The following is a 14759-nucleotide window of genomic DNA, read 5'->3' as shown; positions in this document are numbered from 1 at the left end:
TAAACGAGTCTAAGCACCTGTTTGGTAACTCGCTTGTGGTACTGCTGTTGATGCTTGATAAGGATTGGTGAAATCTTGAAGTCCAGCAGCGGCTTCATGAATATCCTTACCTTCTTTAACCACAAAGCTATCAAAGCCAGAACGTTTTAAATAGTTTAAAACATCTTTAAAGATATCACCGACAGCACGTAACTCGCCTTGATAACCTTGACGACGTAATAATGCTGCAAATGAATAACCACGACCATCATTGAAACCAGCAAACTCAATGAAGATTGTATCCAACTCATTCAATGGAAATTGATGCGTTTCAGGTGAATCATTGACGGTAATGTATAACGCTTTTTTAGCTTGTACATTTGCCAACTGATCAAGTTGAGCCGTTGTTACAACCACATCACCTTGTGGAATCACGCCATCTTCAGCAATCACTTGATAAGTATTGTCAGCAATCGTGCCATCTTTGAACAGCACTTGTAGCGATGTATTAAGCATAAGCACGCTCCTTAAATGGTTGGATGCCAACACGGCGATACGTATCAATGAAACGCTCACCTTCAGTACGTAGATCAAGATAAGTATTGAGGATTTCTTCAATCACATCAGGTACTACATCAGCAGCAAAAGATGGTCCTAAAATATCACCGATAGACGCATCATGATTCGCGTTGCCACCTAAAGTGATTTGATAGAATTCTGCACCTTTTTTATCTACACCAAGAATACCAATGTTACCTACATGGTGATGACCACAAGCATTCATACAGCCTGAGATATTCAGATCAAGTTCACCAAGATTATAGATGGTATCTAAATCATCAAAACGACGGCTAATCGCTTCTGAAATTGGAATTGATTTCGCATTTGCCAATGAACAGAAATCACCGCCTGGGCAGCAAATAATATCGGTAATAAAACCGATATGCGCACGCGCCATATCGTTCTGTTCTAAGGTTTGCCACAATTCTAATAAATCTTTTTGTGGGACATCCACAAGTGAAATATTTTGTTCGTGTGTCGTACGGAACTCACCAAAAGTGTACTTATCCGCTAAATCCGCGATTAAGTTCATTTCTTCAGTGGTGACATCACCTGGAGCAATCCCTGCACGTTTCAAAGAAATCGTTGCAATACGATAGCCTTTGACTTTATGTGCATTGGTATTCACGTTGAACCATTGTTTGAATTTTGGATATTCAGCAAACAAGGTTGTGAAATCTTGATCTTCTAAATCTTGATAATCGAATGGGGTAAATTCCTCATCTAATTTTTTTAAGATTTCAGGTTGAATCTTTAATGCTTCACGGGTGTGTTCAAATTCAGCTTCAACTTTTTCGGCAAATACTTGTGGCGTTAATGCTTTCACCAAAATTTTGATACGTGCTTTGTATTTGTTATCACGACGACCATGTAAGTTATATACACGTAAGGTCGCTTCTAAATAAGCAATCAAATCTTCACGTGGTAAAAACTCACGAATTATGCTACCAATAATTGGAGTACGACCTAAGCCACCGCCCGCCATAATTTTATAGCCGATTTCGCCTGCTTCATTGCGAACGATATAAACACCAATATCATGGAATGCAGTTGCAGCACGATCTGTTTCTTCCAAAGCAGAAACTGCAATTTTGAACTTACGTGGTAAGAACGCAAATTCAGGGTGGAACGTACTCCACTGACGAATCAATTCACACGTTGGACGTGGGTCAGCAATTTCACCTGCAACCACGCCTGCAAACTGGTCAGTCGTCGTATTACGGATACAGTTACCAGAGGTTTGTACGGCATGCATTTGTACTGTTGCTAGTTCAGCAAGAATATCTGGCACATTTTCTAAAGCAGGCCAGTTCAACTGAATATTTTGACGAGTTGAAACGTGGGCATAACCACGATCGTATTCAGTCGCAATTTCAGCAATTTTTCTTAATTGTTTTGTATTCATCAAGCCATAAGGCACAGCAATACGGAGCATCGGTGCATAACGTTGCACGTATAAACCATTTTGCAAACGTAGTGGACGATATTCGTCTTCTGTTAATTTTCCTGCTAAATAGCGTTCTGTTTGATCGCGAAACTGAGCAACACGTTGGTTAATCAGTTGTTGATCGAAATCCGTATATAAATACATGGCGTATGGCTAGTCATTCATTATAAAGGCGACTAGCATAGCGAGCTTTTATTCATCAACAAAATGCTTTTTTTGCATATTTAATAACGATTTTATTGATAAGCTTAGATTAAGCAATAAAAAGAAAAACCCAGAAGAATCTGGGCTTTTAATCTCCATTCATTCTCAGCCACAATTCAAGTGGCAGAAGCTTAAAGAGAGTACTCTTCCCTTTCGTAAAGGGTGAGGCGTGTACTCCACAAGGGAGGGATTTAAGGCAATGCGTAAGCGACTAAATAATCACCCATTTTAGTCCCGAATGAACCATGCCCACCCGCCATAATCACCACGTATTGTTTACCATTGGCTTCATAAGTCATTGGTGTTGCTTGTCCACCCGCAGGTAAACGTGCTTCCCATAACTTATCGCCATTTGAAACATTGAATGCACGAAGATAATTATCTTGGGTTGCTGCAACGAACATCACATTACCCGCAGTTGAAATAGAACCACCTAAACCCGGCACACCAATTTTCACGGGTGGTAATTGGAACAATTGTGGCAAGCTGTCACGAATCGTACCAATACGTTTTTTCCAAACCACTTCATGGGTTTTTAAGTCCACACCAGTCACAAAGCCCCATGCAGGTTGTTTGCATGGCAAGCCAAATGGAGACAGGAATGGACTAATCTCGACTCCATATGGCGTGCCATACATAGGTTGCATCCCTTGTTCTGTGCCTGCACCTTTTGCAGTTTGAGGACGATTGGGATCAGCAGGCACTAAGCGACTCACAAATGGCAAGCCAATTGGATTCATCACTGCAACTTGACGATCTGCATTGACGGACATCCCCCCCCACTCAAATACACCAAGATTTCCAGGGAAAACTAAGGTTCCATTTTCAGAAGGTGGCGTATAAATACCATCATAGTTCAGACGTTTAAACTTCACACGGCACATCAACTGATCAAACATCGTGGCACCCCACATGTCTTTATCAGTTAATTTCTCTTTAGGCGCTAAATTAAAATCAGAGAATGGTTGCGTTTTTGAATAGAACTCACCTTTGGTTTGAGGTCCCCATTTCACGGTTTGCGGGACTGGTTTTTCAGTAATCGGTACGATTGGCTGACCATCACGGCGATCTAAAACAAAGGCATTCCCCGTTTTAGTTAGAACATAAATTGCAGGAACAGTTTGACCTGATTTAACTTGGATATCCGCCAAAGATGGCTGTGATGGTACGTCCATATCCCACAAATCATGATGTGTAGTTTGGAAATGCCAGACCAACTTACCTGTTGTCGCATTGATCGCCAGCATCGAGTTGGCATAACGCTCTTTTAACTCAGTTCGATCACCACCCCAAATATCTGGTGTACCCACACCTGTTGGGACATAAACGATGTCCAATTTTGCATCATAAGCAAGTGGTGCCCAAGCATTTGGTGAGTTATGAACAAATGTCGTTCCTTCACCTGGCATCGCATTTGGATCAGCCGCACCCGTATCAAACACCCACAATAATTTACCCGTGTTGACATCATAACCACGAATCACACCAGAGGGTTCTTTATTGGAGTAGTTATCCGTGACTGAACCCGCGATCACCACCGTTGTACCTGAAACCACACCCGGAGAAGTTGGGTTATAGCCCCCTGGATACGCATACGGCATAAATTCTTGTAAATTTACTTCACCATTTTGACCGAAGTCAGAACATGCCTTACCCGTATCAGCATTCACAGCAACTAAACGACCATCATTCACAGGAACAAAGACTTTACGTGGGCATTCAGTAGAAGTCGATTTTTTCGCCTGTAAACTAGTGGCAAATTCGGTGGTATTGGCAGCATCGTAGTACATCACCCCACGACAGGTTAAGTGTTGAAAAGTCTTATCCGTTTTAAGTTTAGGATCAAAACGCCATTTTTCTTTACCTGTTACAGGATCAATCGCAATCAAATGCTGATGTGGCGTACACATAAACATATTGTTGCCGATCTTGATTGGTGTGACTTGGTTGGTGGTTTCACCTGAATCATTGCCAGTTTTGAAATCACCTGTACGAAATGTCCAAGCAACTTTGAGATCTTTGACATTCTGATCATTGATCTGTGCGAGTGGAGAATAACGCTCTCCCCCTTGACTACGACCATAAGCAGGCCAATCTTCAGGCGCAATCCCATCAACGGCTTTCGCTTGTGCAGGTTGAGGCGTTTGGATCACACCATTGATCTCTTGTGGATCATTAAAGATCGAGTACACCATTACCACAATCGCAATCAGCAAAGTCGATGATAATGCCACTTTACTTGATGTCAGGTTATAGAGACCACGTGTAACCGCAGGAATGAGTAACCACAAGCCCAATATCCCAAGAATATCAAGACGTGGTGCAAGTGCCCAGAAGTCAGTTCCAACCTCCCAAACACCCCAAATGATGCTGCCTAACATCAATGCAGCATAGACCCATAAAGGACCTGAAGCACGTTTATAAAGTTGCACTGCCACAGTGAGTAACAGCGCGCCTGCAATCACATAATAAAAAGACCCACCGATTGCTGCGAGCCAGATACCACCAATCAGCAAGAACAATCCAATTGCGGTGAGGATCATCACCGTCAATGTTCTTAGCCCAGATTTTGAAGCAGATTGATTCATACGATCACCTTGCATCTTTTGTATTTATAGATCCATAAAGAAGATGATCAATCCCCTTTATAGTCGAGTTCAAATCAAAACGGAAAATTTGCAAATGCCACTTATATTCATAAACGTCATCTGCAAAGTTGCTTGAATATTGAAATTAGAAAATGGTTTGGAACTTAATTCCGCCAACCCATGTCTTATCACCATCTTTCAATGCACCTACATGGTGGACATATTGAATATTTGGTCGAATGGTTAGCCAATCGGTTGCATGAATGCCGTAATACAATTCAGTATTGTATTCTTCATCTAATCGAGGATTATTTTCATCGTTAGCGTGGATACGTGCCACACCCAAAGCAAGTTCATCTTGAGGACGTTGCTCAAGTAAACCCTTATAGATTAAACCGACATTTTGCATGTCTTTGATAGCGTTATTTTTTGAGTCATGCACCGTAACGTTTATAAAACCACTCAGTCCACGATCCGAGTCCGTATCTTGACGAATAAGTTGTTGCTTCGCTGTGAACCAACCACCTTGTTTATGTGAAGTTTTGGCAGAATTACTGATATCTACAGCATCTGCTGTACTGTAGTAGTAACCAAAGCGGTATTCACCAGAAAGAGAGTGCTGACCTAATTTCGGTGACCAAACTAGTTCTACTGGAATAATTGCCCCACGAGAACCGTCAGTACTTAAGTTAAAACCTTTAGCACGCTGCAAATTTTCAGGGTTATATTCATAAGCCCCAATTTGTGCATAAAGATCAGGTTGTAAATTGTATTTAACTCTTAACGCCCACTGGCTTACAGGCCAGTTGTACCATTGATCACCGACCCAGTTACCCACTTGTGAGCCACATAAAGCCAAGTTTTGGAAATCGCAGTCAAAGCTATTGAAATCTTCACCCTCACCAAAGCGTCCCACTTTAATATCTAAGGCTTGATCTAAAAATTGCTTTTTGATCCAGAGATCCGTTAAACGCCAAGTTTGACCACGTCCCCATACTTCTTGCACAGAACTTTGATGACCCTGTAAGCCATCTGCCGTTTGCGATAACGATTGACCATCACGATAAGTCACCGTGATTTGTGCTTCAGTATCTTGCCAACCTAGAATTTTATTGAGATCGAAGTGTGTGCCTAAAGCCAATTGCCCAGTAAATTCATTACCGTGACTAGAAGACTGTTTAGCATCTAAGACTCCTGCAAATTCGCCTGTGTAATCTGCAGAAAATTTATAACCCTGTTCTTGTAACGCAGTGCGTTGACCGTTCCAATCACCAAACAACCACTGACCCTTTGGATCAAATGCTGAAGTTGCTTGAGCATGTTGTACAACTAAACTTAATGATAGAACGGATAAACAAGAAACAATCTGAGCGTGAGAGATTGTCATGTTTGTGTAACCTTTCATATTCTTAACATAAAAGGTTACTCTGATTTTTTTGATAACAATTTATTTAAAATGTTAACAAACTGTACAACATCTTAACAATCAGTGATAAATCTCACATATTATCTACCACTTACCCTCACCTAAACCCTGACCAATAAAGGCATATTTAATTTGTGAACGTGAGAACTTAATTGGACATGCCAATTGGGCTTCGGTTTGTTCACTATTTTCAGATAATGGTACATCCACGACCCAACCACGTTGTTCAGCAATTGGAGAAACCAATGCTTCATCAAGACTCAAAACAGGTTCCACACAAATATCTAAGGTTTTAAAAAGTTGCTGCCATACTACAAAATCTTGGGTTTTAAACTTTTCTTGTAATGCTTGTTTCACCGCTTGGCGGTCTTCTGCATCAAATGATGTGCCTTTGGCGAGAAGTAATGGCAATTCTAAAGCCGCAGCCAAACCTGCCATAAATTGTGGCTCTAAACTACCGACTGAGAAATAACGCCCATCTTGAGTTTCATAATAATCGTAGAAACTTGCACCATTGAGCATGCCCTCTTCAGGGGCTTGTGGTGTTTGCCCTGCCAAACTTGCAGAAGCAGCCATACTATTTAAACTTGCCACACAATCTGTCATGGAAATATCAATATATTGTCCAAGACCACTACGTTGACGCTCAACAACCGCAGCTAAGATACCAATCACCGCATGCAATGAACCCCCTGCTACATCTGCAATTTGAATTCCAAGTGGTGGTGGGCCACTATCTTGACGACCACTATGACCTGAAACACCTGCAAGCGCCAAATAGTTAATGTCATGTCCTGCCCGATCTTTATAACTTCCCGTTTGACCATAACCTGTAATCGAGCAATAGATGAGACGCGGATTAATCTCTGCCAAAGTCTCATAGTCCAAACCTAAACGGCGCATGACATCAGGACGGAATTGCTCAAGCACAATATCAAACTCAGAAATTTTATTTTTGATCAGTTGAATATTGGCTGCATCTTTGAGATCGAGTGCGATAGATTGCTTATTGCGATTCAGATAACTATGTGCCGTGGCTTGTCCATTGGCATAGGGTGGCATAATTCTCACAAGATCTGGACGCGTTGGTGATTCAACATGGATCACTTCTGCACCCATGTCAGCAAGATACATACTTGCAAATGGCCCAGGTAATAAAGTAGAAAAATCGAGGACTTTCAATCCTTTTAAAGCAGATGGCATAATAATTTTTACTCAATTTGTTTAAATTTTCTTTTATACTAGGTACTGATAAACACAAAAACAATGTCATGTTCAGCCATTTACCTTGATAGTTTCGGCAATTTAACATGTACGTATTGAGCAGTTATTTTTCTTGTCAATTGCCCAATTTGATATTTTAGACGGTTATTTAGGTCAATTATCGTGAATAGTAAAGAAACTGAAGGATTCAATATGAGCCGTGATACGATCAGCATCCACTTCGTGAATGCGGCTTTAACAGGTGTGAAACGCCTAGGCATGGACGTTGAAACATTACTTTCACATGTCGGCATAGAAGCAGAACTGTTACGTCAGCCAAAAGCGCGTATCTCTCCCGAACAATATACCCGCTTTGTTAAAATGTTATGGATGGTCACTCAAGACGAACATGTGGGTTTTGATGTACAACCCCGTCGTTTAGGTACATTTGCCATCATGTGCCAATTGATCATCCACTCCAAGACGCTTGGGCAAGCACTCGAACTGTCCTCTCAATTCTATAAACTGTTTGGAGATGAATGGTCTGTAAGCTTAGAACGTGATAAGCACGAAGCCCGCTTAGTACCACACATTCCCAAAGCATTAGACCCTGATCATTTTATTACTGAAAGTATGCTGATGATTTGGCATGGACTTGCTTCATGGTTAATCGAACGTCGTTTACCCTTGGAACGTGTACATTTTGGTTATGAACGCCCAAGCCATGCAGATGAATACGATGCCCTGTTCTTTGCACCTGTCATGCAGTTCGATGCACCACGTACAGAAATTACATTTGCGGCTGATTATCTCGATTTACCGATACGCCAAGATGACAAAACCTTAGAAGAATTCTTAAAAGCTGCGCCTGCACAATTATTGGTGAAATTTAAGAATACCAACTCCCTAACTTCACGTATTCGTGATGTGTTGAAAAGCCAAATTGGCGAAGAAATGCCAACACTGAATGATGTTGCATCAATGTTGTATTTATCACCACAAACGTTGCGCCGTCGTTTAGCTGCGGAAGGAAAAAGCTATCAAGGTGTGAAGGATGCGTTACGTCGTGATGCTGCAATTCACTTATTACTCACCCCTAATCTCACCCTTGAAGATGTCGCTCAACAAGTCGGCTTTAGTGAAACCAGTACTTTTCACCGTGCCTTTAAAAAATGGACGGGAGTTACGCCTGGTTTATATCGCCAACTACATGGACAGCATTTGTAAATCAAATGTTCTACTAGATAGTCTGGAAACTCAGGCTATCTATTCTCTAAATAGCCACGGCTCAATTCCTTTGGGATAAACAGTAGATTGGCTAAATTCGATCTGCTCTCGACTCAGCCATTACGCAATGTATGTGAAGCCATTGGTTTCATGACCCTGTATCTCGGCTTCGTTATATAATGCGGAGTCCACAAATTCAGCATCATATACAAAAACTATTTCATGCCCTTGTTGACCATCAAAACTGAATAGATTTTCCAGTACGCAAATAAGTTTAGGCTGAGCAATCTGTTGCTGAATTTCTTCTAGAACTTCTCTTTCAATCGATTGTACAGAAGTTTCGCCAAACTCTATTCCACTGCCAATTGGTCTGAAAAAATATTCATCCTTATTAGGATCATAGCCTTTGGCAAGTAGTACCTTATCTCCATAACGAAATAAACAAAGGGCTTTTGCTCCTATACGTGTCATTGTACAACCTTAATTTGCTGTAAAAATTCTGCTGCTTGTTTCGGTGAAGTTAGACGAATAAATTAAATATGTTGATACTTTTGATCCTGCATCATCATTTGATATTTTGCTTTATTTCTAGGGTATTGCTGAATCAACCAAATAAAAATTGATTGTTTAGAAAACAATAGCTTTAAACTCTCCCGATTATTAGAGTTTTCCCATAATTTTCTTTGGCTTATAAGGTTGAATAAACTCCGTTTCATTAAATGAAAAAAATCTCTAGAAAACGAGTAATCCAACCAAACTATGGTATCTATTTTCACCAATTTTAACGACATAGTACGAGTATAATTACCATCCAATACCCAACCACCTGTAGTACGATCCATTTTGTTTTTTAATTTTTCAAAAAACACCTCATCCGTTGGTTCTTGCCAATCGTCTAGCCAAAACAAATCATCCATTTCGATGGGTGTTAATTCTAACTGTCGTGCCAATTTTCGAGCAAATGTCGATTTACCAGAACCAGTCGTACCAATAATATTGATAAACTTCATTTTTTATGAGTACACTAAAAATGGCAGGCGAGTTTAACGAACTTGCATCTGCCCGTGAAGCATCAGATGCAAGTTATTAAAATTATTATCTTTCTCGTGCAGCTTGAATAAGTTTCCCTGCATTTTCACCTGTCACTTGCCAAGTCAGACAACGCACACTGCCTCCCATTGGACAAACACTTTCCGCATTGATCGGAATCACTTTCTTCGAGGTATTTTGCTTAATAATACTCAATGCTTTTTGGTCATGTGGCATATTAAAAGTCGGTACATAAATATTGTTATGCGTGACCGTGGCATTCAGATTCACGCCACATGCCGATTCAAAACCATCCCACTGACCTTTTGGATTGGTTTTATATTCAACAGGTACTTCCACAATCTTTGCACTTGGAAATGAAGTTTTCAACTCATCCATCACCGTTGTTCTAAATGATGGTGTTTTTGAATAATCATTCACGAGCAACGTGTTTTTATCAACCCAACTCACCATCCCATCTGAATGTGCAAGTACCTCTTCATCGGGTTCTAGGATGGCAACTTCTTTCGCACCTAAAACCATTTTTAATTCTTGTTTCGCCTCATCATAGCTCAGCTCATTATCTTCCATAAAACGAGTGGTGGTGATCACTCGACCTGCATAATCATCAACCAGATTGCCGCCATCAATCATCAGATCTGTTTTCGCTCTTTGAATTTGATAACGGTCTGCAAAACGACTAAAACTTTTCTGCACTGCTTTACTTTGCTTTTCACTCATCGAAGCCCACGTATAAGTAAATTGTACAGGTTTGATTGGATTGACTGTGGTGAAGTCACGCATCCAAATATCTCGTACATCATCCACCAATAAAATGTCTTCAGGAACTTTACCCGTGAAATAAGGCTTAGTATCTTCATCGACCAAAATCACCACATTATCATTGCCGAGAATGGATTGAGCATAATTAATTTGAAAATTCACAATCCGTTGAAAAGCGGGTTTGTAGTAAGGATCATGGATAGAGGGTGCAGACAAAACTAAAAGCATTCTGTCCTTAGCCACTTGATTTGAATAGGTCTGATTCACTTTAGTTTTACGCTCTGTAAGGTTATTTTTTCCAAGATCACCGCCAGATGAATCACAACCAAATAAAGACAATGCCAACAAGGTAATAGCGTAACGGCTTTTTAGTTTTATCATTCTCTTTACCCCACTCGTTAAAAACAATAAACCTTCTAGATTTAGTCTAATCGAAAGCTCATCGTGATATCACCAAAAGAACAAAAATACACAGCAGTAATGATCAAAAGTAATTCACTTTGATTGGCGAAAAACATCAAAGCTGCCAATGTTTATCATCATTGCACTGCTACTTAAATTGAGTACACTCGAAGCACAATGATTTTTAATTTAAGGCAATACAAGGAACAGCTATGAGCGAGGCCTATATTATTGATGCCATTCGCACCCCACGCGGAAAAGGAAAAAAAGACGGCTCATTACATGAAGTAAAACCAATTACTTTACTGACAACATTATTGAATGAATTACAACAACGTCATCAACTCGATACGTCTAAAGTCGATGATATCGTTTTAGGCTGTGTTACACCAATTGGTGATCAAGGTGGCGATATTGCCAAAACTGCTGCGATTGCCGCAGGTTGGAATGATGACGTTGCAGGTGTACAAATCAACCGTTTCTGTGCTTCTGGTTTAGAAGCAGTGAACTTGGCAGCGCAAAAAGTTCGTTCAGGTTGGGAAGATATTGTGGTTGCTGGTGGTGTGGAGTCCATGTCACGTATTCCTATGGGTTCAGATGGTGGCCCATGGGCGCTTGATCCTGAAACCAATTTAAAATCATCTTTTGTGCCACAAGGTGTTGGTGCTGACTTAATTGCCACTTTAGATGGCTATAGTCGTGTAGATGTCGATGCTTTTGCAGTCGCTTCACAACAAAAAGCAGCAGCGGCACAAGCGAATGGCTATTTCGATAAATCGGTTGTACCTGTGAAAGATCATTCAGGTGTGATGATTTTAGAAAAAGATGAATTTATTCGCGGTTCGACCACCGTTGAAGGCTTGGCAAAACTGAATGCCAGCTTTGAAATGATGGGACAAATGGGCTTCGATGCCATTGCATTACAAAAATATCCTGAAGCTCAAAAAATTAACCATGTGCATCATGCAGGTAACTCGTCAGGTATTGTCGATGGTGCTGCGGTGGTATTACTTGCTTCTGAAAAAGCAGTCAAAGAACAAGGCTTGAAACCACGTGCAAAAGTACTTGCAACTGCATTGGTGGGTACTGACCCAACCATTATGTTGACTGGTCCTGCTCCTGCTGCACGCAAAGCTTTAGCCAAAGCAGGCTTGACGATTGACGACATTGACCTATTTGAAGTCAATGAAGCTTTTGCTGCTGTGGTCATGCGTTTTATCACTGAATTGAAAGTTCCTGCCGAGAAAGTCAATGTCAATGGTGGTGCGATCGCCATGGGACATCCTTTAGGCGCAACGGGCGCTATGATTCTAGGTACGTTATTGGATGAATTAGAACGTCAAGGCAAGAAGCGTGGTCTAGCAACATTATGTGTGGGTGGTGGTATGGGCATCGCTACCATTATCGAGTTGGTGTAAAGCACTCAACACCTCCCTGAAATATGAGACTCGGAAACGTCATTCGCAACCTGCATAGCATCTACAATGTATTGTTTCTGCGATAAATTGTATAAATGAAAGAATTGAACAGGTTTTGCGAATGACAATGGTTTTGCCTACTTTTGCCAAAACAAAAGTAGGTCGAACCGAAGGTTTATCCTGAAACTAGATGAGAGCTTAACAAGACTCTGCGGTGCTTATCTTTACTTCCGCAGATTGCTTACGATTAAGCTCATAAAATATTGGACGATGATGTATGAGCGCTATTAAATACGAAAAAAACGCTGACAATATTGTAATTCTTACCCTTGATTCATCAGGTCAATCTGCAAACACTATGAATGCAGAATTCCGTGACTCACTCGAAGATGTCAGCCAAAAGCTCAAAGCTGAAACTGAGCTCAAAGGCATTATTTTCCGCTCTGCGAAGAAAACCTTCTTCGCTGGTGGTGACTTGGATGAACTGATTCAAGTGCAACCTGAGCATGCGACTGAATTTTTCAAAATGATTGAAAAACTCAAAGGTGACTTACGCACGATCGAAACTTTAGGCGTACCTGTCGTTGCCGCTTTAAACGGTACAGCACTTGGTGGTGGTTGGGAAATCGCTTTAGGTTGCCATTATCGTATTGCGATTAATGATCCAAAAACCAAGTTTGGTTTACCTGAAGTAACTTTGGGCTTACTCCCAGGCGGTGGCGGCATCGTTCGTATGGTGCGTTTGCTAGGCTTACAAAATGCATTTCCTTTCCTCATGGAAGGTAAGCAATTTGGGGTTGATAAAGCAAAATCTCTCGGCTTAGTACATGATACCGCTGAAAACGAACAAGAGCTGTTAGATAAAGCAATTGCTTGGGTAAAAGCCAATCCGAAGTCGCAACAACCTTACGATGTGAAAGGTTACAAGATTCCAGGTGGCGACCCTAAAACCCCTGCGGTTGCACAAGTGCTTGCGATCGCTCCTGCCATGCTGCGTGACAAAACCAAAGGCTGTTACCCTGCGCCTGAAGCAATTATGGCTGCCGCAGTTGAAGGTGCGCAAGTCGATGTAGATACAGCACTACGTATTGAATCGCGTTACTTCACTCAACTGACTGTTGGTCAAGTTTCTAAAAACATGATCGGTACATTCTGGCATGGTCTCAATGCTATTAAATCAGGTGCTAGCCGCCCTGCTGATGTTGCAAAATGGCAAGCCACCAAAGTTGGAGTATTGGGTGCAGGCATGATGGGTGCAGGCATTGCCTACTCAACCGCAATCAAAGGCATTCCTGTAGTACTCAAAGATGTATCTGTAGAAAATGCAGAAAAAGGCAAAGCTTATTCGCAAAAACTTCTTGATAAACGTGTTTCACAAGGTCGTATGTCAGCGGAAAAACGCGATCAAGTGTTAGCACTGATTACTGCAACGGCGGATGCGGCAGATTTGCAAGGCTGTGACTTAATCATTGAAGCAGTATTTGAGAATCAAGAACTCAAAGCTAAAGTGACTCAAGAAGCTGAACAATATTTGGTTGAGGGTGGTATTTTTGCTTCAAATACTTCAACTTTACCAATCACAGGTTTGGCAACTGCAAGTAAAGATACCAAGAACTTTATTGGCCTACATTTCTTTAGCCCTGTAGACAAAATGCAATTAGTAGAAATCATCAAAGGTAAAGAGACTTCTGCTGAAACATTGGCTAAAGCCTATGACTTTGTTCAGCAAATTGCCAAGACTCCAATTGTTGTCAATGATAGCCGTGGCTTCTTTACTAGTCGCGTATTTGGCACATTCATTCAGGAAGGTATGCGTCTTCTTGCCGAAGGTGTTCATCCAGCGAAAATCGAAATGGCAGCACTCAAGGCAGGTATGCCTGTCGGCCCACTTGCGATTCAAGATGAAGTATCCTTAACCTTGACTGAGCATGTTGCAAGCGAAACGCGCAAAGCACTACAAGCTGAAGGTAAAGACCTGCCAAAAACGTCGGTTGATGAAGTGGTTCACACCATGATTCATGAGCTGAATCGTAAAGGTAAAGCGGCAGGTGCAGGTTTCTACGACTATCCAGAAAATGGCAAAAAACATTTATGGGATGGACTCAGCCGTTGGAGCAAAGACAATCAGATTCCTGAACAGGACATCATTGATCGCTTCTTGTTTGTGCAGGCACTCGATACCTTACGCTGCTATGAAGAAGGTGTTTTGGAGTCTGTCATTGATGCCAATGTTGGTTCAATTTTTGGTATTGGTTTTGCGCCGTGGACAGGTGGTGCGATTCAGTTCTTGAATCAAAATGGCGTTGCGAAATCGCTACAACGTGCAGAGGAATTAGCAGCTAAGTATGGTGAACGTTTTACAGCACCTGAGTTACTGAGAACACATGCCATATCAGGTGATGTATTTAAATAACAGCATACTGCAATATTAAACGGCAATTACTTCCTCCCTCTCATCATAGAGGGAGGAATATCAATTTTTATGCATTAGA

The 14759-nt window shown here is 41.2% G+C and carries 9 protein-coding genes and 2 pseudogenes; 3 read left to right on the top strand and 8 right to left on the bottom strand.

What is annotated here, in order from left to right; genetic code table 11:
• Positions 1 to 9: 9 nt before the first annotated feature.
• From MMP60_RS03310 to MMP60_RS03290, 5 genes are all read right to left on the bottom strand, one after another.
• A complete protein-coding gene (locus MMP60_RS03310) occupies positions 10 to 495 on the bottom strand; it encodes a DUF934 domain-containing protein (RefSeq protein WP_241334958.1) in 486 nt (161 codons plus the stop codon).
• Positions 488 to 2131: a nitrite/sulfite reductase gene (locus MMP60_RS03305; protein ID WP_241334957.1), complete on the bottom strand. Its 1644-nt coding sequence runs from the start codon at positions 2129 to 2131 to the stop codon at positions 488 to 490. Before MMP60_RS03305 ends, MMP60_RS03310 begins: the two co-directional genes overlap by 8 nt.
• Before the next feature lie 251 nt (positions 2132 to 2382).
• Positions 2383 to 4779: a glucose/quinate/shikimate family membrane-bound PQQ-dependent dehydrogenase gene (locus tag MMP60_RS03300; protein ID WP_241334956.1), complete on the bottom strand. Its 2397-nt coding sequence runs from the start codon at positions 4777 to 4779 to the stop codon at positions 2383 to 2385.
• Positions 4780 to 4924: 145 nt separating this feature from the next.
• Positions 4925 to 6145, bottom strand: a complete 1221-nt coding sequence (locus MMP60_RS03295; protein WP_241335171.1) for a carbohydrate porin — start codon at positions 6143 to 6145, stop codon at positions 4925 to 4927.
• A gap of 144 nt (positions 6146 to 6289) precedes the next feature.
• Entirely contained in the window at positions 6290 to 7408 is a 1119-nt protein-coding gene (locus MMP60_RS03290) for a CaiB/BaiF CoA-transferase family protein (RefSeq protein WP_241334955.1), read from the bottom strand.
• Between the two features lie 213 nt (positions 7409 to 7621).
• On the opposite strand from MMP60_RS03290, the gene MMP60_RS03285 reads away from it, so the two are divergent.
• Complete coding sequence (locus MMP60_RS03285; RefSeq protein ID WP_018677818.1) at positions 7622 to 8635, top strand: AraC family transcriptional regulator; 1014 nt, start codon at positions 7622 to 7624, stop codon at positions 8633 to 8635.
• Positions 8636 to 8674: 39 nt separating this feature from the next.
• Here the strand turns inward: MMP60_RS03285 and MMP60_RS03280 are convergent.
• From MMP60_RS03280 to MMP60_RS03270, 3 genes and pseudogenes are all read right to left on the bottom strand, one after another.
• Positions 8675 to 9106: pseudogene (locus MMP60_RS03280) on the bottom strand (NUDIX domain-containing protein).
• Positions 9107 to 9171: 65 nt separating this feature from the next.
• Positions 9172 to 9645, bottom strand: a pseudogene (locus MMP60_RS03275) (adenylate kinase); the annotation flags it as partial.
• A gap of 85 nt (positions 9646 to 9730) precedes the next feature.
• Positions 9731 to 10828: an agmatine deiminase family protein gene (locus MMP60_RS03270; protein ID WP_241334954.1), complete on the bottom strand. Its 1098-nt coding sequence runs from the start codon at positions 10826 to 10828 to the stop codon at positions 9731 to 9733.
• Positions 10829 to 11061: 233 nt separating this feature from the next.
• Between MMP60_RS03270 and MMP60_RS03265 the strand changes: the two genes are divergently transcribed.
• Positions 11062 to 12267, top strand: a complete 1206-nt coding sequence (locus MMP60_RS03265; RefSeq protein ID WP_241334953.1) for an acetyl-CoA C-acetyltransferase — start codon at positions 11062 to 11064, stop codon at positions 12265 to 12267.
• A gap of 277 nt (positions 12268 to 12544) precedes the next feature.
• Positions 12545 to 14680, top strand: coding sequence for a 3-hydroxyacyl-CoA dehydrogenase NAD-binding domain-containing protein (locus tag MMP60_RS03260; RefSeq protein ID WP_241334952.1), 2136 nt, complete (start codon positions 12545 to 12547; stop codon positions 14678 to 14680).
• Positions 14681 to 14759: the final 79 nt, after the last annotated feature.

Origin of the sequence: Acinetobacter sp. ANC 4805 (assembly GCF_022549495.1) — a bacterium.
Taxonomy (GTDB): domain Bacteria; phylum Pseudomonadota; class Gammaproteobacteria; order Pseudomonadales; family Moraxellaceae; genus Acinetobacter.
This window is presented reverse-complemented; position numbering and strand designations above follow the sequence as displayed.